We start from the raw sequence: 25,004 nt of genomic DNA, 5'->3' as shown, positions 1-25,004 counted from the left end.
AAACGAATTCTAAACGACTTTTTTATGAACAATAGAGTTGCTAAATTGCTGATAGTTTTTTCTTTCCTATGTATTACAGTTGCTACATTGGGGCAAAATAAAAAATTTAAAGTAGTATTAGATCCAGGCCATGGAGGAAAAGATTCAGGGACCAATCATTTAAGTAATGTCGAGAAAGACATTGTGTTAGCCGTTGCTTTAGAAACAGGAAAGATTCTAGAAAAGAATAAAGATATTGAGGTAATTTACACCCGTGATAAAGATGTTTTCGTTGAGGTAAAACAGCGTTCTGTTATCGCTAATGATAAAGGAGGAAATGTTTTTGTATCGATTCACTGTAATGGAGTAGATGGAAACGCAGCCTACGGAACAGAAACCTATGTAATGGGTTTAAGTAAGAATAAATCCAACTTAGATGTAGCTAAAAAGGAGAACTCTGTAATTATGATGGAGGACGACTATAAAACGAAATATGCAGGTTTTGATCCTAAAGCTCCAGAGTCTATTATTGGATTGACGTTGATTCAGGAAGATTATGTACATCAAAGTATTGATTTAGCAAGCAGAGTACAAGATGGATTTACGTATGATTTAAAACGAAAAAACAGAGGGGTTAAACAAGGGCCTTTCTGGGTTTTACATGGAGCTTTCATGCCTAGTATCTTAATTGAGTTAGGTTTTGTGTCGAATAAAGATGAAGGGGCTTACTTAACGTCTAAAAAAGGACAGAAAGAATTAGCAGAATCTATTGCTAAAGGAATTATTGAGTATAAAAATGCATACTATGGAGGAGATGCAACAGTAAGTATCAGTCCATCATCAGAAACTACAACAACAACAACAACAACAACAAAGGCTACAACGACGAAGACAGAAAAGAGCAAAGAAAGTACGGTAGAAAAAGCAACAGCAAAAGGAGTGATTTTTAAAGTACAGATTGCAGCTAGTTCACGTGTTTTAGAATTGAAAGCAAAGAATTTCAACGGGCTTAGCAATGTTACGATGGAAAAAGGCGGAAAGGTTAACAAGTATTTTTACGGTCAAACATCCGATTATAACGAAGCTAAAAAGCGATTAGAAGAAGCTAAGGCAAAAGGACATAGCTCTTCTTTTATTGTTGCTTATAAAGATGGTAAGAGTATTTCTGTGGAAGAGGCATTGAAATAAACACTACTTTTTAAAAAATAAAAGTTTAATTTTGCGTGTTATATATAAAAATATAGAGTTTTGAAAATATCTAGAGAAATTAAAACAGCTGTTTTAGTATTAGGAGCAATTGCTTTATTTATTTGGGGATATTCTTTTTTAGATGGAAGAAACCTTTTTGATAATAGTACTAAATATTATGTTGAATACGATAATGTTGAAGGACTTACAACGTCTTCTAGTGTAACAATTAACGGTTTAGTCGTAGGAAAGGTATCTCGTATTAATATCAACGCACAAACAGGTAAGCTGGTTGTTGAGTTAATGATGACGCATCCTATTGATATTGCAAAATCAAGTGTGGCAACAATTTATTCTCCTGGATTATTAGGAGGAAAAGGAATTTCCATCGATCCAAAATTTGGCGATACAGATTATGCTGAATCTGGACAATACTTAAAAGGAGATGTTCAATTTGATATTACAGAGAAATTAGTTGGGGAATTAGAACCTTTAAAAGTAAAACTTGATGAAGTTTTAGCAAATGCAAATTCCATGTTAGTGGCCATTAATTGTGTATTGGATGAGCAAATGCAAGCGGATTTAAAAACGAGCGTTACAGAGTTAAAAGGGACGTTAGCTGGAGCTAATAAACTAATGAACGGAATCGAGCCTCAGTTAAAAGGAACCATGACAAACTTAAATGTCATGAGTAAAAACTTTGTAGGGCTTTCTCAAGAGCTAAGTGAATTGGATATTAACGGAACTTTTGCTAACTTACAGAGTGCTTCTGCTAATATTGATAAACTTTTAGCGGATATTGAAAATGGAAATGGTTCGGTAGGTAAGCTATTAAAGGACGAAGAACTATATAAAAATCTAACTGGAGCTTCAAAAGAATTAGAGCAATTAATGCGCGATTTAAAAGAAAATCCAAAACGTTATGTTCACTTCTCTTTATTTGGTAAAAAGGCGACACCTTACCAAGAAAAGGAAGAAAAAAAGGAATAACAGAAATTTAGAACCAATCTAACCAAAAAAACTAACAACTTTACAGAAACAATTTATTACAACTATGCAGTATTTAGGCCAAGCATTATTTTTAGTATTACTTATCGCGGGATTTGGCTTCTTTATTCGAAATGTAAAGAAATTAATTCGCAACATTAAGTTAGGTCGAAAGATTGACCGTACCGATAGACCTAAAGACAGATGGCGCAACATGATTCGCGTTGCTTTAGGGCAATCGAAAATGGTTAAACGCCCTATTCCTGCTATTTTACACATCTTTGTGTATGTAGGATTCGTAATCATCAACATTGAAATGTTAGAAATTATTGTTGATGGATTATTTGGTACACACCGTGCATTCAGCTTTTTAGGCGTTGTCTATGATGTATTAATCGCTTGCTTTGAAGTACTGGCATTCCTTGTTATTTTTGGAGTTGCTGTTTTCTGGATTAGAAGAAATATTCTAAAATTAAAGCGTTTAAATCAACCTGAATTAGATGGATGGGCAAAACGCGATGCAAATAACATTATCTATATTGAAACCATCTTAATGGTATTCTTCTTGGTAATGAATGCAGCAGATCATTACTTACAATTAAATAATTACTCGCATTATACCGCTGTAGGATCTTTCCCTATTTCAAGTTTAATTTCACCTGTATTTAACGGAATGGATTTTGCAACAGTAGCTTTTATTGAGCGTTTTTGCTGGTGGGCACATATTATTGGGGTGATGTTCTTTATGAACTACTTGTATTACTCTAAACACTTACACATTTTCTTAGCTTTCCCTAATACGTACTATGCAAACTTAGAACCACAAGGGGAGTTTGACAACTTAGAATCTGTAAAGAAAGAAGTAGCTTTAATGATGGATCCTAATGCAGATCCTTTTGCAGCACCTGCTGAACCAGTAGGGGAACCAGAAAAATTTGGTGCTCAAGATGTGATGGATTTGAACTGGGTACAATTGATGAATGCTTATTCTTGTACTGAGTGTGGTAGATGTACTTCTTCGTGTCCACAAAATACAACAGGAAAAAAACTTTCTCCTCGTAAGATCATGATGTCAACACGTGATCGTATCGAAGATGTAAGCAAGATATTAGATGCAAACAACGGAAAGTTTGTAGATGACGGTAAAACACTATTAAACGATTATATTACGCCAGAAGAATTATGGGCATGTAATACGTGTAATGCATGTGTGGAAGAATGTCCAATCGATATTAGTCCTTTGTCAATTATTATGGATATGAGAAGATTCTTAGTAATGGAACAAAGTGCTGCACCAATTGAATTAAACAATATGATGCAGAATATTGAAAACAACGGAGCACCATGGCAGTATAACCAAATGGATCGCTTAAACTGGAGGGACGAAAACTAATTAACTAACAAGATAAATTGACAACAGCTGTTGATTTTAAATAGACACCAATAAATTATGTCAGAAAATTTAGTAGTGCCTACAATGGCCGAAATGATGGCAAAAGGAGAACAACCGGATGTTTTATTTTGGGTAGGTTGTTCTGGTAGTTTTGACGATAGAGCAAAAAAGATAACAAAAGCATTTGTAAAACTGTTGAATAAAGCCAATGTATCATTCGCTGTATTAGGTACAGAAGAAGGATGTACAGGTGATCCTGCAAAACGCGCAGGAAATGAATTCGCCTTTCAAATGCAAGCCATGATGAATATTCAAGTATTAGACGGCTATGAGGTAAAGAAAATTGTAACAGCTTGTCCTCACTGTTTTAATACATTGAAAAATGAATATCCTGATTTAGGAGGGAAATACGAAGTGGTACACCATACACAGTTTTTAAAATCTCTTTTAGATGACGGAAAATTGACAATTGAAGGCGGAAGCTTCAAAGGAAAACGCATTACGTTTCACGATCCTTGTTATTTAGGGCGTGCAAATAGCGTTTTTGAAGCACCTCGTCAGTTGATCGAGAAGTTAGATGCAGAACTTGTTGAAATGAAACGTTCAAGATTGAATGGTTTTTGTTGTGGTGCTGGTGGAGCGCAATTGTTCAAAGAACCAGAACACGGAAACAAGGAAGTGCACGTAGAAAGAACAGAAGAAGCATTGAATACTAATGCAGAAATTATTGCTGCAGGATGTCCATTCTGTAACACCATGCTTACGGATGGTGTGAAGTTCAAGGAAAAAGAAGGTGAAGTTAAAGTACTTGACGTTGCCGAATTAATTGCAAATGCGGAAGATTTATAATTATGTTTAAACCATTTGAAGAAATGCCTGATCATTCAAGAGTTTGGATTTATCAGTCAAATAGAAAGTTTACCGATGAAGAAGTACAAGATATAGATGCTGTACTTAGTCAATTTGCGGAAGAATGGGTAGCTCACGCTACGCCACTTACTGCTTCATACGAGATTAAATACAATCGCTTTATTATCTTAGCTGTAGACCAAGATATTCACCCTGCATCAGGTTGCTCTATTGATGCATCGGTACGCGTAATTCAAGATATCGAACAAAAATACAACGTAGATTTGTTGGATAAAATGAATGTTACCTATAAAACAGGGGAGTTCATTGCGTTTAAAACCGTGATGGAATTTAAGCAAATGGTGAAAACAAAAGCTGTTTCTGCCAGTACGATTGTATTCAATAATCTAGTGAATGATTTAGGAGAATATCGCGAATATTGGGAAGTACCTGCAGAAGAAAGTTGGCATAGCCGCTTTTTCAGATAAAAGGCACCCAATCTAGTATAAAATAAAAAAAGAAATCGTCAATTTTTGGCGATTTTTTTTTATGGATATCTCTCAAAGTGTATAAATTAACCTTACTTACGATTTTGGATGAAAAAGAAAGAGATTACCCAATTGCAGATAAATTACATTAAATTTTTTAAGTAATGGGATTATTTGTTAGATATCTTTAGTATTTCTCTTTTTCTATGCTTTTTAATTGATGATTTTTTATAAAATTGATAAAATTGCAAGGTTATCTTAAAATAAAGTTCGTAAATATTCTTTTTTAAGTAAAGTAGATTTGCTAAGTTTGCAAGTATAGAGATTTTTATTGTTTGACTTCAACATCTCTGTTTTAAAAAAAGCTAAGAAAATATATGAGAAACGTATTGTTAACACTGCTATTATTGCCCTTTTTGTCTTATGGGCAATCTAAAACTAATTCACAACCTACTGAACTTCAACAACGCCAATGGGTAGATAGTGTTTACAATTCCATGTCATTAGAACAAAGAATTGGGCAACTGTTTATGGTTGCAGCATATTCCAATAAAAATGAAAAACACGTACAAGAATTAGAAGCGTTAGTCAATACCAATCATGTTGGTGGTTTAATCTTTTTCCAAGGCGGACCACAGCGACAAGCTGCTATTGCTAATCGTCTACAAAAACAAAGCAAATTACCTATGTTAGTGGGGATAGATGGGGAATGGGGACTGCGTATGCGCCTAGATTCTACCTACCGATTTCCGTATAATATGACCTTAGGAGCTGTACAAGATTTAGATTTGATTGAGCAAGTAGGTCAGGCGATGGCCAAGCAATCAAAACGCCTAGGGATACACTTTAATTTTGGTCCTGTTGTCGATGTGAATATTGATCCGCTTAATCCTATTATCGGAGTAAGAGCCTATGGCGAAACAAGAGAAATTGTTACAGATAAAGCGCTTGCTTTTATGCGTGGATACCAAAATGAAGGACTATTCGCTACAGCAAAGCATTTTCCTGGTCACGGAGATACCTCAAGTGACTCGCATTATAAATTACCTTTGATTGATTTGGATAAAGATCGCTTGCACCGCGTAGAGCTATATCCGTATAAAAAATTGATTAAAAACGATTTGTCTAGTGTGATGGTGGCGCATTTGAATTTGCCTGCTTATGAACCTGATAATGCAATTCCTAGTTCTCTTTCTTATAATGTTGTAACTCGATTATTGCGTGAGGAATTAGGGTTTGAAGGCCTTATTTTTACAGACGCCTTAAATATGAAAGGTGTTTCTTCTTATTTGACTCCAGGTGAAGTTGATTTAGCTGCTTTTATGGCTGGAAATGACTTGTTGTTGTTTTCAGAAGATGTAGCAAAAGCAGTAGAGAAATTAAAAGAAGCTTATGCAATTGGAACCATTACAGAAAGCCGTTTGGCCTATTCTGTAAAAAAGATATTGGAATATAAATACCGCGTAGGGTTGAATAAACCTTTACTTATCAATACGAATCAGCTAGTTGAAGATTTGAATGCAGCTGAATATGACGATTTAAATACAAAATTATACCAAGAGGCAATTACGCTAGTAAAAAACAACAATAGAGTACTGCCCGTTCACAAATTAGAGCAAGAGAAAATCGCTTATGTTCGATTAGGAGATGATGACAGTGCGCCTTTCTTAGATATGATGCGCAATTTTGCTACTGTAGATGTAGTAGAAAGCTCAGATATTGCTCGTCTTAGTGCGTATTCATTGGTTGTTGTTGGGTATCACAAAGTGGATAATCCATGGAGAAACCATAACTTTTCTGAGGAAGAAAAAGCCCTTATTGGTACTATTGCAAAAAACAATCGAACAATTTTAGTTTCTTTTGCAAAACCGTATGCTTTATCGGGAATTGAAACAGAAATCAAAGATTTAGAAGCCCTTGTTGTAGGTTATCAAAATAATACATTTGCTGAAGAAGCAGCTGCTCAGGTACTCTTTGGATCTATTGGTGCTAAAGGTGAATTGCCTGTGACAATTACAAGTAAATACGATGTAGGTACAGGAATCAAAACAAAACCGATACACCGCTTGGGGTTTTCTACTCCTCACAATGAAGGATTAGATCCAAAAGTATTGACGAAGATTGATAGTATTGCCAATCATGCTATTGCTAACCAATGGATGCCTGGCGCACAAATACTGGTGGCGCGTCATGGAAAAGTGGTGTACAACAAGTCGTTCGGTTATCATACGTATAAAACGGACTTTCCCGTTAAAAATACAGATTTATATGATTTAGCTTCATTGACGAAGATTTTAGCTACCTTACCGATGGTAGTAAAGGCGTACAATGATCAAAAAATCAACATGCAATCAAAATTAGGTGATTTGGTGCCTGTATTTAAGAAGACAGATAAAAAGGATATCACGTTAAAGGATTTATTGACGCATCAATCGGGGTTGCCTGCTTGGTTGCCTTTTTATAAAAAGTACATTAGACAGTACCAAACACCCAGATATGACCTTGTATCGTTTACAGTATTCTCCTGAATTCCCAACACAAGTGAGCGAGAATCTATTCTTGAGAAAAGGATATACTCAGGTGATGTTAGAAGAAATTGCACAAACAAAGCTAGCAAAGAAAATAGAGTATAAATACAGTGATTTAGGATTTATTTCATTAAAAGAATACATTGAATCAGCATATCACCAACCTTTAGATCAATTGGTTCAAGCTAAATTTTATACGCGTATAGGAGCGAATCGCCTGACTTATTTACCGTTGAGAAAATTTGATATCAATGAGATTCCTCCAACTGAAGAGGATAACTATTATCGCTATACTACGGTACAAGGTTATGTACACGATATGGGGGCTGCGATGCAAGGAGGAGTAGCAGGTCATGCAGGACTTTTCGGTACAGCATTGGATGTAGCAAAAATGATGCAGTTGTATTTGAATGAAGGAGAATATGGAGAAGAACGCTTTTTCTCTAAAGCGACATTTGAAGCGTTTAATGCTTGTGTATATTGTGCAAAAGGAAATAGAAGAGGTATTGGATTTGATAAACCCCAACAACAAGGAAAACCAGGACCTACTTGTGGTTGTGCATCCTTAACAAGCTTTGGACACACTGGATTTACAGGAACAATGACTTGGGCAGACCCTGAACATGACTTAGTTTACGTTTTCCTTTCTAATCGTACTTACCCTGATTCTAACGTCAATCGCTTGTCAAAAGAGAACGTTCGAGAAAATATACAACAAGTTATTTATGAGTCTATTATACATTAATTGAATACAAAGTTTGTGTTAAATTAACGGAGTTGCTTAAATCTGAGGACAAAGTTTATATTGAGTATAAATAATTCGAAGTATCTTTAAGCACCAAATAATTCATATATGAAAATCGCAATCGTATGCTACCCAACTTTCGGTGGAAGTGGGGTTGTAGCTACAGAGCTAGGTTTGGAACTAGCAAAAAGAGATCACGAAGTACATTTTATTACCTATAGTCAACCCGTTCGTTTAGCTTTATTAAACCCTAAGATTTACTATCACGAAGTGAATGTACCCGAATATCCTCTATTTCACTATCAGCCATACGAATTGGCTTTGTCTAGTAAATTAGTGGATATCGTAAAACTATTCAATATTGATGTTTTACACGTACATTACGCTATCCCACATGCTTATGCAGGGTATATGGCGAAGCAAATGCTCAAAGAGGAGGGAATCGACTTACCGATGATTACTACGTTACACGGAACTGATATTACCTTAGTTGGAAATCATCCCAATTACAAAAGTGCAGTAACGTTTAGTATTAATAAATCAGACTTTGTTACTTCGGTTTCAGAATCTTTGAAACAATCTACGTATGAACTGTTTCAAAGTAAAAAAGAGATTTGTGTTATCCCTAACTTCATAGAAGTAAAAGAGGTTGATTGCTCAGAAACGCCTTGTAAGCGTAGTGCTATGGCAGAAAAAGGGGAGTTCATCATCACGCATATCAGTAATTTCAGAAAGGTAAAACGCATCGGCGATGTGGTGAAAATATTTTATGGAATTCAACAAGAGGTTCCTGCCAAATTGATGTTGGTAGGGGATGGACCTGAAAAGGAAAAAGCAGAACGCTTAGCAATGGAATTGGGTATTTACGACAAGATTATTTTCTTTGGAAATAGTAATGAAGTAAACCAAATTCTAGGGTATTCTGATTTGTTTTTACTGCCATCCGAAACGGAAAGTTTTGGATTAGCTGCTTTAGAGGCTATGGCTGTAGGAGTGCCTGTAATTTCTAGTAATACAGGAGGTTTACCTGAAGTAAACGAACACGGAGTATCTGGTTATTTAAGCAATGTAAAGGATGTTGATGATATGGTTAAAAATGCTTTAGCCATCTTAAAAGATGAAGATACTTTATGTCGTTTCAAAGAAGGTGCTCGTCAAACAGCAAAACGCTTTCAAATCAGTGAAATTCTTCCGATGTACGAAGAACTGTATGATCAAGCAGTAGCGCTAAAAGAAAAAATATAATTCAAATAGCTAGATAAAACTCGCTTCTGCAAAGAAGCGAGTTTTTTTTTCTTATCTTGTTATTGCTTAACTAAAAGGAGGTAAGAGTAAAGGTACAATCTGATGAAAGAAACAAAGACCATAGAGACTTGGAGTCGATCTAAAATAATCGGAGAAGAGACTTGGGATATTACCTTGTTTAAACATACAGAAAGAGGGCGTAATGATTTAGTACTCCCGCATAAGCACGATTTTTATCTCATTTTTTTTGTGGAACAGGGAACTGGAATTCACGAAATTGATTTTATGCGTTTAGAAGTACAGCCCTTTCAGATTCACTTTCTTCGCCCACAGCAAGTACATTATTGGAAATTGTCGGATGATACGGTGGGGTATCAGTTGATGTTCTCAACAAATACACTTCATTTGTTGGACCGCCTTAGTGCCTTGCCTTTTTTTCAACTCGATGTTCCGCCTGTATTAAACTTGACTGCTGATGCCTATGAAGCGATACAAAACGAATTAAAGAAACTACATCAAGTATTGGCGGAGGAAGATGCCATTGGGCAGGAAATAAGTATTCTACAGTTCTTTTTGTTGTTGAAAATGATTCAACGTCAGTATCTTCATACTTATACAGCCTTAGAGGCACAAGTAAAAGACAATAAGGTACAAGAGTTTAAGGTTTTATTAGAAACGCATTTTAAGACACAGAACCAGGTGGCTTTTTATGCAGAAAAATTGCATATCACCCCCAACTATCTAAATATACGGGTGAAGAAGATATTAGGGATTTCTGCCAGTCATAGTATTCAACAACGCGTGATTCTAGAAGCCGAGCGTTTGCTGATTACGACAGATTTATCGATTAAGGAAATTGCTTATGATTTAGGGTTTCACGATACGGGGTATTTCAACCATTACTTCAAAAAATGGAAAAATAAAACCCCTGGTCAATTTCGGGAGAGTTATAATATTTACAATAAAGCATTGTAAAAATACAACGGCTATTTTAAAGGGTAACTCTATCTTTGTATTGTTACTAATTTAAATCTATATAGCTTATGACGAGGCATATAATGCGTTCTTTGTTGTTGATTTGTACCGCTGGATTATCAACGAATTTGATGGCTAGTTGTTCCGATTCAAACACAAATGAAATAACGTATACCATGAATACTACAATAGAAAAAGAATTATTTCAAGCCGTTGCTGCCAATAACCTAACGAAAGTAAAAGAAATTTTAGCGGCAAATAGTGTAAATCTTGAAGCTCAAAATAGCAAAGGAGAAACACCGTTGATGGTGGCTACCTATAAAAAATACAATCCTATAGCCTTGTATCTTATGGATCAAGGAGTAAATGTCAATACCCAAGACACTAATTTAAATAGCCCTTTTCTCTATGCAGGAGCAGAAGGAAACTTAGAATTAGTTCAAAAATCGTTAGCTCATGGCGCTGATTTCACAATATTTAATCGTTACAATGGAACAGCTTTAATTCCTGCTGCAGAGAAAGGACATCTCGAAGTGGTAAAGCTATTAGTGAATACGCCAAATTTTCCTATTGATCACGTGAATCGCTTAGGCTGGACTGCGCTAATGGAAGCCATTGTATTGAGTAATGGTGGAACAGTACATGTGGATATTGTCAAGGCGTTGATTGACGGTGGAGTGGATGTAAATATTCCAGATCACGATGGAAAGACGCCGTTGCATCATGCGAAAGCAAGAAAATTTACGGCAATGGTTCAATTATTAGAAGCAGCGGGAGCTCATTAATAGATAAAAGATGAATAGAAAAGAATTTCTTCACTTAACAACAGCTGGAGCTGGAGGATTATTTTTGGCTGGAACAGCTTGGGCAGAAGAGAAAGATAAGCAGGTAAAGCCATTGACAGCAGCAAATCCAACCTTTGTATTGATTAATGCACGCTTAGAGGAAGGTTTTATTTACAATGACCATGGACAAGTAAAGGCAACACAAACAGGATTATACGACTTACATATTCAAGAAGGTAAAATTGCATCGATTGAAGCTACGCAAGGAAAGGCATATACCCTCCCTGTTTTTGATGCTGCTGGCAAACTGGTATTGCCTGGTTTGAGAGATATGCACATCCACATTGACAAGACGTTTTATGGCGAACCTTGGCATGCAGAGCCATTGCGCGGTAAAACAGTAAAAGATATGATTGATTTAGAGCGTCGTATTTTACCAGAATTATTGATTCACTCAACAGAAAAAGCAGAAAAAGCAATTGAGTTGATGAACAGTAAAGGAACCTATTTTGCCCGTTGTCAGACGAATATTGAACCAACTAGCGGTTTGAAGAGTTTAGAAAATCTCCAAAAAGCATTAGCGAATAAAAAGGAGGATATTCAAGCTGAAATTGTCGCTTTTCCACAGCATGGAATTCTATATTCAGATTCAGAAGGGTTGCTTCGCGAAGCAGCTCAAATGGGAGTAGATTTTATCGGTGGATTAGACCCGACTTCCGTAGATGGAGATATGAAGAAATCACTTGATGTTATGTTTCAAATTGCTTTGGATCACAGTATAGGAGTTGATATTCATTTGCATGAAGGACGTGCTACCGGTTTACCCGCTATTGAATATATGATTGCTACAGTAAAGGAGAATAAGGCACTCCAAGGAAAGACCTTTATTAGTCACGGATTTGCCTTAGGACAACTAGATGCAAAGGAAACAGAAGCGATAAGTATACAGTTGGCAGAAGTTGGAATTGGAGTTATTTCAACGGTTCCTATTGGTAAATTGAATATGCCTATTCCTACTTTTTACAAGCATCATGTTCCACTTATGACAGGAACGGATAGTATTATTGATCATTGGTCTCCATTTGGATCTTGTGATATGTTAGAAAAAGCCAAGTTAACGGCAGAATTATATGGATGGCGAGATGAATTGTCGCTGTCAAGAGCATTGCGTATTGCAACCAAAGACCAGCTTTTGCCTTTGAATGAAGAAGGGAAACAAGTATGGCCTTTAGTAGGTGATGAAGCAAGCTTTATTTTGGTTGAAGCATCTTGTTCAGCAGAGGCAGTAGCGCGTACTCCTCAAAGAGCAGCTGTTTTTACAAAAGGAAAACTAGTGTATCAAATCTAAAACAAACGTTTTAGCTCGATAGGAACAACAAACAACAAAAAAGAGCGATGGTATCCATTGCTCTTTTTTTATTTTTTTCTTATTTTAAATACACGGATTCTTTTTTAAAGTGAACCGTTAATAGATAATATAATACTGCTCTATATTTGTGTTTATTAGATGCACCGTATTGATCTACTACTTTTTTCAATCCTTCATCTAATTTAGCATCGTCTTTTAATCCTAATTTTTTAATTAGAAAATTAGTGCGAACAGTAGCCATTTCTTTCTCTGATGAACTTGCTACAGTAGAAGAATCTTGATTGTAAATCGAAGGTCCACAACCAATCGTCACTTTTTCTAATAATTCCATGTTAGGTTTTACACCGCATTTGTCTTTTAAATCTGCCGCGTATTTTTCAATTAGTTCAGCTCTTTTACTCATAATTTTATTTTTTTTTGTTCCCTACAAGTTACTAAAAATAAAAGAGATAGCGTGAAAAAAATTACATATTGCGATAATATTTTTTAAATACTTCATCATTGAGCAAGGTAGGGGTGTTTACCTCGAGAATAGCGGGTTTATCTGACGTATTGAAAAAGGCTTGGGTTTGTGTTGATAAAGCCTCAGTTGTATCCGCTTGAAAATAAGCCCAATCATACATGGCTGCTAGATGTTGAGCGGTATGCTGATGTGTAGTTTCAAAATACGTATTGAAGACTTCATTCTCTTGATGTCCTGGAAGCGTTCTAAAAATTCCACCTCCTCCGTTGTTGATTAGGACGATTTTAAAGTCTTTGGGAACGTAAGCATTCCACAAGGCATTGCTGTCATAAAAGAAGCTAATATCACCTGTTAAGAGTACTGTTGACTTTCCAGATCCGATAGAAGCTCCAAGGGCAGTTGAAGTACAGCCGTCAATACCACTTGTTCCTCTATTGCAAAATACCGCTATACTCGAATCGACTGGTAACAGTTGTACATAACGTATAACTGCGCTGTTGCTTACTTGTATTTGACTGTTTTTAGGCAATTGACTCACGATGTAATCAAGAGCAGTAAAATCAGAGAAAATAGCGTTTTGTAAGAGTTGCTTGTGTTGGGTATTACGCGCTACCATAATAGCATTGGCCCAGCTACTATAAGTGGAGGAAATAGGCTGCGTATTGGCTGTCAACTGAGTCAGAAAAGATTGGGCATCTGTACAGATGCGATCTGTCAAGCAATCGTATGTATCGTAATGACGTAGCATATCCACATGCCAATGTTGCTTAGGAGCATATTGGCGTAAAAATTGCTTGATTTTTTTGCTGACCACCATGCCACCAAACGTCAATAAAATATCGGGTTGTAAGTTTTGCAAGGCTTCATCATCCATCGGAATAACCAAACGATCAATGGCATTGATTACACCAGGTGCTTGAATATTGCTAATGGTCTCTGCTAAAAATAGGGTAGATCCATCCGCAGTTAGTTTTGCAATGACATCATCCGTTAGTGTATGAGGAGCAAGACTACCTACTAGAATCAGCTTTTTAGTCGCTTTGTTCCATTGCTTTGCATAGTAATCGTAATCAACAGCAGGTAAAGCAGGAAACAAAGGCTCTTCAACGATAGGATTCACGCTTAGTTGCTCCGTTGTTTGATACAGAGGTTCCTCAAAGGGAGCGTTGATATGCACAGGCCCTTGCGAAGTAATCGCGGTATTAATCGCGGTATTGATCAGCTGATCATTAGTTGAATTAGCGTCCTCTGTTAAATTAGCACTATATAGAATATGGTTTTGATACACGTTTTGTTGGCGTATTGTCTGTCCATCTCCAATATCAATTTTATGTAGGGGTCTATCTGCAGATAAAACAATCAAGGGAATTTGACTGTAAAAGGCTTCAGCCACTGCGGGATAATAGTTTAATAAAGCAGAACCTGAAGTACACACTAGAATTGTGGGTATACGTGTTTGTTGTGCAAGTCCCATACCGAAAAAGGCTGCACAGCGTTCATCTGCAATACTATAACAAGTGAAAAAAGGATCGTTGGTAAACCCAATAGTCAAGGGGGCATTACGAGATCCTGGTGATATAACAACGTTTGTTAGTTTTTTTGCTTTACAAAGTTCAATAATGCTTTGCGCAAGCGGTATAGTAGGGTAAACCATAGTAATTTCAAAAAGATAAAATTACGAATAAAATTACTATGGCCTCCTTATTCTAGCTTATTTCTTTTTAATCCATTCCTTGATTTCAGCATCATTAGGTAGGATTCTTGGATTGATTACTTGTACTACATGACCTTTTTCATCTAGTAAGTACTTTTGAAAATTCCATTCCACTGTACTGTCAGCAAATCCATTTTGTTTTTTCTCTGTTAAGAATTGATAGATGGGTGCCATATCTTCTCCTTTTACTGATATTTTTTCCATCATAGGAAAAGTCACACCAAAATTCGCTTTACAAAAGGTTGCAATTTCCGCATTAGATCCAGGCTCTTGGTTGCCAAAGTTATTCGCTGGAAATCCAATAATGACAAAATTGTCTCCTCCAAATTCTTCATATAAGCTTTGCAATTGCTCATACTGAGGGGTTAAGCCACATTCAGAAGCCGTGTTGACAATCATTATTTTTTTTCCTTTTAATGAGGCAAAGTCAAAATCATTTCCATACAAATCTTTTACCTTGAATTGGTAAATCGTTTGCTGGTTTTTTGCAGTTTCTTTCATGGTTGATGTTTGTTTTAGGTATTCGTTAGCTTTTACAATTGATGGGCTAAGTGCAAGGAATGCAAAAGCCAAAACATATTTTTTCATTCTATTCAGTTGCTGAGAGATTCACTTGATGGTAAATCTGATTTACGATGTATTAAAATTACAAATAGATTTTGTAAATACTAAGTTTTTAACGTTTTAAAATAGGAAGCGTTTGATGCTCTTCTGCATTTGGTATTTTTATTTGCTTGATGAATGTAGAAAATTTTTATTTTAAACGTAAAACGCTTTTTTCTTTGCTGAAATAAAAAGATTGTCCAACCAAGGAAAAGAATTGAATTGAGTTTGTTCAAAAAATTAAAGGAATTATAAGAAAAAGGGACAATTGTTGCTTTATTCAAAATGAGGGAAGTCTATCGTGTTAATTCGCTATTAAACTGCAGAAAACCCCGCAATCTCAAGGCATCCTTTGACGTTAGTAGTATTGAATCAAGGTGAAAGGATTTTAAGATGATAAAAGCAATCGTGTTTTTGTTTTTGATTTTAGCTGTAACAGCACAAGGAAAGCGAAAACCTAGTTTAAAAAAAGCAGATAAGTATTTTGCTCGAACAACTTATGTTCAAGCGAAGGATGAGTATACGCGTTTATTGAGAGGACGCCATACGCCAAACTATATTTATCAACAGTTGGCGTTGTGTTATGACGAGTTAGGACTTTCTGTTCAAGCCGCACAATATTATGCGAAAGCATTGGAACAAGACCCTGCTTTAAATGTAGAGTTTTATTATCGTTTGGCCTATAATTTGGCACAAAACGGACGATATGAAGCAGCAGAAGCAGCGATGCGAAAGTTTGCAAAAGGAGCTCCTGAGGATGCCCGCGCCCATTATTTTTTACAACATGCAAAGGAATACCCTACAGCTGTGGCGAATCCTTCTATTTATTTTGTTGAAGAATCCGGAATTAATGATTCGTTTTATGCCGATCACAGTGTCTCTTGGTCTACAACAGATACCCTTTTATTTGTGTCAAATCGAACGAAATACAAACAAAAGTGGGTTCGTCGATTATTTGAGGTACGAGAAAAGGGAACTTCTTTACCCAATATGGGTATTTATCAAGCGATGATTAAGTCCAAAGATGAACCGGTCTATGAACATAGTTTAGTACGCGGGCGTATCAATCGTCGTTTTATGGACGGACAAGCAGTTATGCATCCATCGAATAAGTTGATTTATTTTACTTCGGAAAGTTACCGTCACCGCAAGTTTAGAAAAAACAAAGCAGTGAAACAACGCCAAGGGATGATGAGTTTATTTTGGGCAGAGCGAAAAGGGAAGAAATGGAGAAAGATTAAGGTGTTGCCTTTTGTACAAGAAGGTTTTACCTATGTTAATCCATTTATTACCTCCAAAGGAGATTACCTTTATTTTGCTTCTAATCAACCGGGTAGTATTGGCGGATTAGATCTTTGGAGAGTGTCCATTGAAGAAGATGGAAAGACTTTTGGAGAACCAGAACACCTTGGTGATCGCATGAATACAGGATATAACGAGGACTATCCTTTTATTAGCGGAGATAATACCCTTTATTTTACGTCAGATCGTTGGGGCGGATATGGAGGATTGGATATTTACGCCTTAGATTTAAATGATCCACAAGCGAAACCTCAAAATCTAGGAGAGGGAATCAATACCCCGAAGGATGATTTTAATTGGGTTTACAATAGCCAGCGCGAATATGGTTTCCTTTCAACGAATCGCATAGGAAGACAAGATATTTATCGCGTGAAGCCTATTTGCGGTACTCACATAAGTGGTGTTGTTCAAGATGGAGAAACAAAAGACGTTTTAGTAGGGGTTCAGCTGACTTTTGTTGATGTTTCACGTCAAGTTCTGGCGGAAGTACAAACGGATGCTCAAGGGCGATTTACTGTTGAGGTTCCTTGTGATAAAGCGTATGTGATAAAAGTAGAAAAAGAGGAATACTTTTATAAAGAAGAGGAGGGAAAGAGTAAAAAAGAAGAGACAGATTTGAAACCGATTCTGTTGAGAAAGCAAGTACAACCTCAAATTCAAGATAATAAAATTGTGTTGAATGACATTCCTTTTGGGTTTGATCAGGCGGCAATTACAGCAGTAGGGGCGCATGAGTTGGATCGTTTAGTAGCCTTTATGCAAGAGCATCAAACGATGCGTATTCTCATTGTTGCGCATACGGATCAAGTGGGAAAAGAAAAGTACAACAAAAAGCTATCACAGGCTAGAGCTGATGCAACAGCCCAGTATTTATATGACAAAGGCATTGATGCCCAACGAGTAGAAACAAAGGGCATGGGCAGTAGCGAGCCAAAAGTGGCATGTAAAACTTGTACAGACGAAGAAAATCAACAAAATAGACGCTCAGAGTTTATTATTCTCCAGCGATAAAAAATAGAAACGGAATAGCGCAAGCTATTCCGTTTCTATTTTATTCAATACAAAGTTTGCTTTTAACTGCTGCACAACCACTTGTTTATTGGTTGGATTGAAACTGTAGGTAACGGTTCCCTCTGGTGATCGGAAGGTGTTTTCTCCTACTGCATCTAGTAGCGCATAGCGATTACAGCCTGATGGCTTTAAGAATAATTTATTTTTTTCGATGACAAATTCAATCGTCAGATCCAATTGAGGTTGACGGTATGTTCCTACATAAGGTTGTAATTGTTCATCCGTAACAGGAATTGTTTCAAACTGAGGTAACGTGTATTTTTTATTATAGAGAATGGCCAGTAAGGCATCAAATAATTGATAATGAGAAAAAGCGGCTCCATTAATAGCATAGACAAAGGTTAACTTTTCTGCTTCATTGTAGTAAAGCAAAGAAAAAGAACCGAAAGTACCGCCAGTGTGCCCAATAAAATTCTTCTTTTTATAGAGGTAATACATCATGCCTCTTCCGTATTTTTCCTTATAAGGAACCGGTTTCATGTTTGCTAAACTATTTTTAGAAATTAATTTATGGCTAAACAAGGCTTGATTGAATCGCGCTAAATCGTCAATAGAAGCAATTAAATCATTGACCCCATTGGTGTTTTCAAAACTCATTTCTTTCATGGTTTCCCATTGGTCGAAAAGTTGGTAGGATTGTACCTCGTAAGGTACAATATCGCTGGACGTATAGGTGTTTTTTAAATGAATCTTTTGAATGATGTGTTTCTTTACTGCTTCATCATAGCTGAGGTTGCGTTTCTGTTCTACAATACGCGCAAGTAAATAATACCCTGTATTGGAAAAGAAAAAATTCTTCTTTTTTGAACCATAATGAGGCGTTCCTTGTTGAACAATGTTATCCGTAATGTCCTCTTGGGTTTGTACTTCTTTCAACCAATAGAAATCGTCATCTTTACAGGTATAATCATCCAATCCACTCGTGTGGCTGAGTAAATCACTGATTTTAATTGTAAATAAATTAGGGATATTGAGTGCTGGAAAGTATGAAGCAACGCGATCATCTAAGTTAAGTTTTCCCTCATCAACCAACTGATAGATTAAAACCGCAGTAAACATCTTCGTAATGGAGCCAATGCGGTATAGATGCGGGGTTTGTTTATCCTCTCCAACTAACTCATGACCAAAATCTCGGGTGTAAATAACCTTATTGTTTTTATAAATTGCTACTGAACCAATGCCTCTTTGATGAGCAGTAATACGCTGGATGTATTCATCTGCTTTGGTGGTATTGAATTTTTGCGCCCATATAAAAGGAGCGACAAGTAAAAGGATAAAGGTCAGAGACAACTTGTTTTTCATGGGATCAGATACTTGCGGATGATTTCAAATATATTGAATTAATTGTAGACCACCGCATGACAAAACCTAAGAATAAGGGGGTAAATAAAAAAAGCAGCCCAAGTATTGAGGCTGCTTAAAAAGTACAAAGTAATGCGTAATTTATCTAAATGTATAAGCAACGCTCAGTGACATCCAATTGTTTTTCCATTTCGCATCAGAATCTTCCATGTTGTTGATATTCGTCATACCCAGATTGTATCTGAGGTTAAGATCAAGATTGTCAGTTAATTTGTATCCACCACCAGCAAAAAGACTGACGTCGAAAAACTTGATGCTCTCAGGCATAAGCTTCATACCTGGTTCTTCCTCATTATACGGATTTTTTCCATAAAATGTCATCCCTAGATTTGCTCCAAGAAAAGTTTTGAACTTTTGTTTAAACGTATAATGTACACTAATCGGTTCGATAAGTGCCGTGTGTAAAACAACATTGGTATTGTATTCTTTTATTCTAGCACCAAGATTGGCATAACCCAATCCAAATCGAATAGCCCAGTGATCATTAAAATCATACGAATTGTATAACCCAATGAAGAGTCCTACTTTTTCACTAGCATCTAATCCATTAATATTGGAAAGTGTACCACCAACTTCAATTTCGAAATCACAATCGTAGCAATACAAATCATTGCCATAAAATTGCGCATTTGCTGTATAGCAAGAAAGGAATAAGAAAAGAAAGGTAAGGTGTAATTTTAATTTCATATTGGTTTATTGGTTTGTTAAGCAAGTTTTATACGTCTCAAGTAACACATGGAGTCGATTGGATTTTTTTTCTGATTTTTGAGCTTCTGCATAAAGTTCCATGATGTTTTCACATTCAGGAAATAATAGTTCTTTAGCTCCACCTATTTTAGATTCAAAAGATTCATCCAAATAAGGATCTGTATTCACGAGTATATCAGAATTGTGCTTGCTTAAGTAAAAACCTTGTGATAAAGGGTCGAAAATAATCAATATGTACTCTTCCCCTTTTTTCTTTTTGACATCATACATTAGCCCTGCAGCAGAAACAATAATGTTTTCGTTAACATCTGTTATCATAGACCAAACATCTACATTTTGTCTTTTGCGGATTTCACCATTTTTTTTAAAATGAGAGACTTTGCCGCGCCTAAAGGAAATCTTTTTTTGACCGTCATTGATGTAAATATCCATGTAGGCTAAGGTACTAGCATCGAGGCTCTGTTTTTGACCATCAATTCTAACTTTTAGTTTTTTCGCATTTACTTTTAAGGGCATCTCAATTTCGAGATGAACAGCTCTATTGTCGTTTTTATAATAAACAGTGCCTTTGTATGATTTTGCTGAAATCAATAAAGGAAATAGAAGTAGGAAGGTGAGTAAGAAATTCTTCATTGTTAAAAAATTTGGGCAAACATAAACATTTTATTAACATATTCAAATTGATGTTTTAGATTAATGTCTTATGTTTTCTAAAAAAGGATAGTTTGTCGTATTAATTTAGGTTGCGGTGATGAAAATATACTATAATGAGTATACTAGTTAGCTTTCGAAAATGATAACACTGATTTACTTTTCTTCTATCGAAAAGGGAAAATGAAGTATGCTAGAAAAAGAAAAACAAGCAGTTTTGTTAAAATTACTGTTCAGTATGATTTTTATTTTTTTATAGGAGTGTAGCCTATTGTTTTTTGTACTTCCGCAACACTTCATTTGGAAGGTGTTTTGTGTACTTTTTTTAAAAAAGTACAGTTGTTTTTACTATAGTGTTAAGCATATTGTTTTGTTAATTAAATAGGTTTGATTCTTTTATTTGCGTTTTAATTGATGTGTTTTGCTGTTAATTTTATACTGTTTGTAATTAAAATTTAATAGTATGAAAAAAGTTTTTATTTTAGGTTTTGCCTTATTGTTGTTTTCTTGTTCACAAGAAGATACCGAGTCTTTGAACTCTGCTGAGTCAAAAGATGTGAGTACGATTGATCCGCTTATTGGGTATAAATCCCCTTATAATGAGGACGGATATGGTAGTCAATTAGAAACAGGACAGATTGAATATCTTTTTAATAACGAAACAAATTTAACGTTTAAAATTACACCTTTTTTTGGCCTTGGTTTTTGTGATTATGGGAATGGAGGCGTGGATGATTTGCTTTTTCGTGGGTTCGACTTAGTAGATCCAGTTAGTGGTTTTGATGGAATTCACTTGACTGCTAATGGTAAAAAATTTGGAAATTACATAGCTAGTCATTACTCAAATCCTATTACGTTGATTAATTCAACTAAATCTATAATCTCTACTTCTCCTCAGCTTACAGTCCCTATACCAGGTTTTTCTACAAGGGCGAATCTTTTTGATTTTTCGCAAGGTAATCCAGATGGAGTAGCATCGACTTCTCGTGAAACAATGGCTATAGCGGGCTTTGGAAAGTTATTCTACGCTGAGGTAGAAGTTTATAAAAATGGGGTTTTGATTTTCGAGACGTATTTGAAAGCCGATTTTCCTCTTGTAAATAGTAGTTCTATTTATAGTAATACAGGCAATTGGCGTACGTTGTATAACGATAGTTTCTTTGGTGAAAAGATGGTGTATAATATCCATACAACAGAAATTTGTATTCCCAATACGGAACTAAGTACTTATTTAAGTAAGGAAACCTTTGTTTATGGTGGCAAAACTTATAAAGTAGGAATAGCCAGTACGACTAGTAAAGTAGAAGTTTACTTGAAATAAAGTTAAGTGGTTATAACCCAATAAGTGAAACAGCGCAATCATTTGTATGATTTGATTGCGTTGTTTATCTAAAATTTCGAGAGTAATAGCTTGTCAGTTTTATGCTCAATATGATCGCTGCATGATTTCGTTGAATTTAATGAGTGAAATGTAGAAGTAAGATATTCTTTGTGGGTGAACCAACTATTGAACATTGGTGTTTTTCCAATGTATTCAAGTCACTGTTTGGATTTTTACACTAGATTGTTTTAGGAAAAAGTTTTTATATCCTTGATATATAGTGTCTTATTTGTTTATTTTGATACGCTTCACAACTACTTTCCGAAATAGTACCATAGCTTCACTTCACTTCTATCGAAAAGGGAAAATGAAGTATGCTAGAAAAAGAAAAACAAGCAGTTTTGTTAAAATTACTGTTCAGTATGATTTTTATTTTTTATAGGAGTGTAGCCTATTTTTTTTGTACTTCCGCAGTACCTCATTTTGAAGGTGTTTTTGTGTTCTTTTTTTAAAAAAGTACAGTTGTTTTTACTATAGTGTTAATTGTATTGTTTTGTTACTTAAATGGGTTTGATTCTTTTATTTGCGTTTTAATTGATTTGTTTTGATGTTAATTTTATAGTGTTATTAATTAAAATTTAGTATTATGAAAAAAGTTTTTATTTTAGGTTTTGCCTTATTATTATTATTATTTTCTTGTTCACAAGAAGATCCAGCACCTTTGAATTCTTCTGAGTCAAAAGATGTTAGTACGATTGATTCACTTATTGGGTATACATCCCCTTACTATGAGTATGATGGAGGAGTTAGTCGATTACAAACGGGATCGATTAAGTATGTTTTTAAGAACAAAACAAATTTAACGTTTGTCGTTAGACCGTATTTTGGTCTTGCTTATTTTGATTTTTCGGATAATAATGAACGTTTTCTTGGTTTTGTAATAGCAACTCCAGGTGGTGGTTTGTATTCTCCTCACCTTGTTGCTAATGGTAAGAAATTTGGAAATTTTATTCCGAGTCATTATTTATCTGGTATTACGCTGATTAATTCTTCTAAATCTATTATTTCTGAAAGTGATCAGGTTACAGTCCCTACACCGAGCTTTTCTTTTAGCGATACTATTTTTGATTTTTCCCAAGGCAATCCAGATGGCGTAGCAACAACTTCTGGTGAAGAAAGCTTGGTGTCCAGGTTTGGAAAATTATTCTTTGCGGAAGTAGAAGTTTATGAGAGTGGATCTTTGATTCATAAGACATATTTGAAAGCCGATTTTCCTGTTGTAAATAGTAGCGCGATTTACAGTAATACTGGAGATTGGGTTACTTTATATAATGATAGTTTCTTTAACGAAAAGATGGTGTATAATATCAAATCGAAAGAAATTTGTATTCCCAATACGGAGCTAAGTACTTATTTAAGTAAGGAAACCTTTGAGTATGGTGGTAAAACTTATAAACTAGGAATAGCCAGTACGACTAGTAAAGTAGAAGTTTACTTGAAATAAGGTTAAGTGATTGTCATTAAGTAGATTAAAATAAAAGAATCAGCTCATACAAGTTGATTGCTTTGTTATTTTTATAGCTACTTAATTGATTCTACTCTGTCTTGTTTATACTTTGGTTGAAGTAGTACATCTTTTAAAAGCTATATAGTTTAAAATAAAAACGCAATCACTTAGCTATAAGTTGATTGCGTTTTTGTTTAGTGGAGAAGATGGGGCTCGAACCCACGACCTCTTGACTGCCAGTCAAGCACTCTAGCCAACTGAGCTACATCCCCAACCTTTTGCTTTTTTATCGAGTTTTACTCTCGATTAAAAGTTGCGCTAACATACTCATTTTTTTCTGATATACATCAGCAATTTCATTATTAATGTATAAATCCATATTGCTAATTGGAATACTATAAGGTAAAGACCAGGCTCTTAATGCTTTGGCAACATTATCTAAGGCCTGAATCCCTTGCATGGCTTGATTCCCTGCGGACCAACACGTAAAACCAATAATCTTATTGGTCAAATACGCCGGTGTATCGCGAGAAGTGAGTTCCAACCAATCTAGCGCGTTTTTCATTACTCCCGTCATACCTCCGTGATATAAAGGAGTTAACCAAATCATGACATCCGCAGCGCGAAAGGCATCAATAAATCGGGTAACATCTTGAGGAGGGGTTTCCATGTGTTTTGCTTGGAATATAGGGATCTGATAATCAGATAAGTGTACTTGTTCTACCTCTAGGTTAGCCTTTATGAATTCGTCAGCATAGAATTGGGCAATACGTCGTGACGTTCTAAAAGATTCTTCATCCAAAGAACCATTAAAAATTAAAGCTTTCATAAAACTATTTCGTGTTTTTTTACGGCTTACAATTTACGATAAATATTTGTCACCTTGTCTTTTTAACGTGCGAAAATATGTCTGCTTATTCCGAGATGAAGTGCTTCGGAATAAAACCAAACATTAGGAGTAGGGTATTATCTTGATATAAATTAAGCGTTTGTTCGGCTACATCAAAAGAGAAGGTTTCCCCTTCTAGCAGCTGAATAAAATCTTTTTCGACCGTTTTGCGATTGGTCGACATACACGTTCTCTTTTTGACCTCTAAATCGAAAAACTGGATTTTATTTAAGGCATTGCTGATGGCAATCTTACCTGTAAAATAGCTACAACCTGTAAAACCAGAAACGGTATTGCTGTGAAAGTCAAAAGTCAAATAAGGATGATACACGCGATCGCTGTTTCCCTTGAGTTGAATTAATTTCCACGCATGCTTTTCAATGTAATTGAGTAAAGGATTTTGAGGTTGTACTGAAAAGGTAAACGTCTGTTTGTTCTCATTTACGATTGTTAGTTTTGCTTGATCCGTTTCTACTCGAAGCCGTTGATTACTTAAGGCTTGTAAAAAGGCCTTTTCAAATTCATTGACATTTTTGGTACAACTATTATCATTGGTGATAATCGCAGCTGTTGTAATTTGGGTGTAGTTTCTTCTTTCCTTGATCTGTTTGATCGGTAAGGTATAATTATTACATCCTGCAAATCCCTTAATCTCGTATTTAATGGTATTGATTTGCAAAGTGGTTTGTCGCTGAATGGGTAATATATTGGTTGCTTGCGTTAAAATCCAAGTCGTATTGAGGATAGAATCCTGTGGAATTTGAGCTTGTGCCTGAGGGACAAAGGCGAGCAAGACCAATAAGGTTAGGTAGATTTTATTCATAGCAGCGGTGTGTTTTTAGGTTCTTAAAGATAGTGAATTAACTGTTTCGATAGGAGATA

Annotated in this window: 20 protein-coding genes, 1 tRNA gene and 1 pseudogene; 13 read left to right on the top strand and 9 right to left on the bottom strand. The window is 35.6% G+C overall.

What is annotated here, in order from left to right:
* The first annotated feature begins 24 nt into the window (after window positions 1-24).
* From M2306_RS09185 to M2306_RS09140, 10 genes and pseudogenes are all read left to right on the top strand, one after another.
* Complete coding sequence (locus M2306_RS09185; RefSeq protein ID WP_259189966.1) at window positions 25-1,167, top strand: N-acetylmuramoyl-L-alanine amidase; 1,143 nt, start codon at window positions 25-27, stop codon at window positions 1,165-1,167.
* A gap of 60 nt (window positions 1,168-1,227) precedes the next feature.
* A complete protein-coding gene (locus M2306_RS09180; RefSeq protein WP_259189971.1) occupies window positions 1,228-2,157 on the top strand; it encodes an MlaD family protein in 930 nt (309 codons plus the stop codon).
* Between the two features lie 64 nt (window positions 2,158-2,221).
* The gene (locus tag M2306_RS09175; protein ID WP_259189976.1) at window positions 2,222-3,547 is read left to right on the top strand and encodes a 4Fe-4S dicluster domain-containing protein; all 1,326 of its coding nucleotides are present in this window, start codon (window positions 2,222-2,224) and stop codon (window positions 3,545-3,547) included.
* Between the two features lie 57 nt (window positions 3,548-3,604).
* Complete coding sequence (locus tag M2306_RS09170; RefSeq protein ID WP_060873194.1) at window positions 3,605-4,396, top strand: (Fe-S)-binding protein; 792 nt, start codon at window positions 3,605-3,607, stop codon at window positions 4,394-4,396.
* Window positions 4,397-4,398: 2 nt separating this feature from the next.
* Window positions 4,399-4,884 carry an ABC transporter ATPase gene (locus M2306_RS09165; RefSeq protein ID WP_259189979.1) on the top strand — a complete coding sequence of 162 codons (486 nt, stop codon included), beginning with the start codon at window positions 4,399-4,401 and terminating at the stop codon, window positions 4,882-4,884.
* 377 nt (window positions 4,885-5,261) lie between these two features.
* Window positions 5,262-8,157: pseudogene (locus tag M2306_RS09160) on the top strand (serine hydrolase domain-containing protein).
* Window positions 8,158-8,265: 108 nt separating this feature from the next.
* Window positions 8,266-9,402 carry an N-acetyl-alpha-D-glucosaminyl L-malate synthase BshA gene (bshA, locus tag M2306_RS09155; protein WP_115089730.1) on the top strand — a complete coding sequence of 379 codons (1,137 nt, stop codon included), beginning with the start codon at window positions 8,266-8,268 and terminating at the stop codon, window positions 9,400-9,402.
* A gap of 102 nt (window positions 9,403-9,504) precedes the next feature.
* A complete protein-coding gene (locus M2306_RS09150) occupies window positions 9,505-10,377 on the top strand; it encodes a helix-turn-helix domain-containing protein (protein ID WP_259189988.1) in 873 nt (290 codons plus the stop codon).
* A 68-nt stretch (window positions 10,378-10,445) separates the two neighbouring features.
* Window positions 10,446-11,162, top strand: a complete 717-nt coding sequence (locus tag M2306_RS09145; RefSeq protein WP_259189990.1) for an ankyrin repeat domain-containing protein — start codon at window positions 10,446-10,448, stop codon at window positions 11,160-11,162.
* A 10-nt stretch (window positions 11,163-11,172) separates the two neighbouring features.
* Window positions 11,173-12,510 (top strand): amidohydrolase, encoded by a 1,338-nt coding sequence (locus M2306_RS09140; RefSeq protein ID WP_259189994.1) that lies wholly within the window; start codon window positions 11,173-11,175, stop codon window positions 12,508-12,510.
* Between the two features lie 79 nt (window positions 12,511-12,589).
* On the opposite strand, the gene M2306_RS09135 is transcribed toward M2306_RS09140, so the two are convergent.
* The 3 genes from M2306_RS09135 to M2306_RS09125 form a co-directional block, all read right to left on the bottom strand.
* Window positions 12,590-12,934, bottom strand: a complete 345-nt coding sequence (locus M2306_RS09135) for a DUF2853 family protein (protein WP_002991138.1) — start codon at window positions 12,932-12,934, stop codon at window positions 12,590-12,592.
* A 61-nt stretch (window positions 12,935-12,995) separates the two neighbouring features.
* Window positions 12,996-14,648, bottom strand: a complete 1,653-nt coding sequence (gene menD / locus M2306_RS09130; protein WP_259189996.1) for a 2-succinyl-5-enolpyruvyl-6-hydroxy-3-cyclohexene-1-carboxylic-acid synthase — start codon at window positions 14,646-14,648, stop codon at window positions 12,996-12,998.
* 57 nt (window positions 14,649-14,705) lie between these two features.
* Window positions 14,706-15,296, bottom strand: coding sequence for a glutathione peroxidase (locus tag M2306_RS09125; RefSeq protein WP_002991140.1), 591 nt, complete (start codon window positions 15,294-15,296; stop codon window positions 14,706-14,708).
* Between the two features lie 408 nt (window positions 15,297-15,704).
* Here M2306_RS09125 and M2306_RS09120 point away from each other — a divergent pair, with 408 nt between their 5' ends.
* Complete coding sequence (locus M2306_RS09120; protein WP_259189998.1) at window positions 15,705-17,624, top strand: OmpA family protein; 1,920 nt, start codon at window positions 15,705-15,707, stop codon at window positions 17,622-17,624.
* Window positions 17,625-17,648: 24 nt separating this feature from the next.
* On the opposite strand, the gene M2306_RS09115 is transcribed toward M2306_RS09120, so the two are convergent.
* The 3 genes from M2306_RS09115 to M2306_RS09105 all read right to left on the bottom strand — a co-directional run bounded on the left by M2306_RS09115 (window position 17,649) and on the right by M2306_RS09105 (window position 20,387).
* On the bottom strand, window positions 17,649-18,986 hold the full coding sequence (locus tag M2306_RS09115; protein ID WP_259189999.1) for a serine hydrolase domain-containing protein: 1,338 nt from the start codon (window positions 18,984-18,986) through the stop codon (window positions 17,649-17,651).
* Between the two features lie 141 nt (window positions 18,987-19,127).
* Window positions 19,128-19,733, bottom strand: a complete 606-nt coding sequence (locus M2306_RS09110; protein ID WP_259190000.1) for an outer membrane beta-barrel protein — start codon at window positions 19,731-19,733, stop codon at window positions 19,128-19,130.
* Between the two features lie 6 nt (window positions 19,734-19,739).
* The gene (locus tag M2306_RS09105) at window positions 19,740-20,387 is read right to left on the bottom strand and encodes a hypothetical protein (protein ID WP_259190001.1); all 648 of its coding nucleotides are present in this window, start codon (window positions 20,385-20,387) and stop codon (window positions 19,740-19,742) included.
* Window positions 20,388-20,868: 481 nt separating this feature from the next.
* Here M2306_RS09105 and M2306_RS09100 point away from each other — a divergent pair, with 481 nt between their 5' ends.
* Together M2306_RS09100 and M2306_RS09095 are read left to right on the top strand one after the other, a co-directional pair.
* Complete coding sequence (locus M2306_RS09100; protein ID WP_259190002.1) at window positions 20,869-21,726, top strand: hypothetical protein; 858 nt, start codon at window positions 20,869-20,871, stop codon at window positions 21,724-21,726.
* A gap of 646 nt (window positions 21,727-22,372) precedes the next feature.
* Window positions 22,373-23,230 (top strand): hypothetical protein, encoded by an 858-nt coding sequence (locus tag M2306_RS09095; RefSeq protein ID WP_259190005.1) that lies wholly within the window; start codon window positions 22,373-22,375, stop codon window positions 23,228-23,230.
* Window positions 23,231-23,431: 201 nt separating this feature from the next.
* On the opposite strand, the gene M2306_RS09090 is transcribed toward M2306_RS09095, so the two are convergent.
* The 3 genes from M2306_RS09090 to M2306_RS09080 all read right to left on the bottom strand — a co-directional run bounded on the left by M2306_RS09090 (window position 23,432) and on the right by M2306_RS09080 (window position 24,945).
* Window positions 23,432-23,505 (bottom strand) — tRNA-Ala (locus M2306_RS09090).
* 14 nt (window positions 23,506-23,519) lie between these two features.
* Complete coding sequence (locus M2306_RS09085; RefSeq protein WP_002991157.1) at window positions 23,520-24,062, bottom strand: NADPH-dependent FMN reductase; 543 nt, start codon at window positions 24,060-24,062, stop codon at window positions 23,520-23,522.
* Between the two features lie 85 nt (window positions 24,063-24,147).
* A complete protein-coding gene (locus M2306_RS09080) occupies window positions 24,148-24,945 on the bottom strand; it encodes an META domain-containing protein (protein WP_115089741.1) in 798 nt (265 codons plus the stop codon).
* Window positions 24,946-25,004: the final 59 nt, after the last annotated feature.

The organism is Myroides gitamensis (assembly GCF_029894455.1).
In the GTDB taxonomy this organism is placed as follows: Bacteria; Bacteroidota; Bacteroidia; order Flavobacteriales; family Flavobacteriaceae; genus Flavobacterium; species Flavobacterium odoratum.
This window is presented reverse-complemented; position numbering and strand designations above follow the sequence as displayed.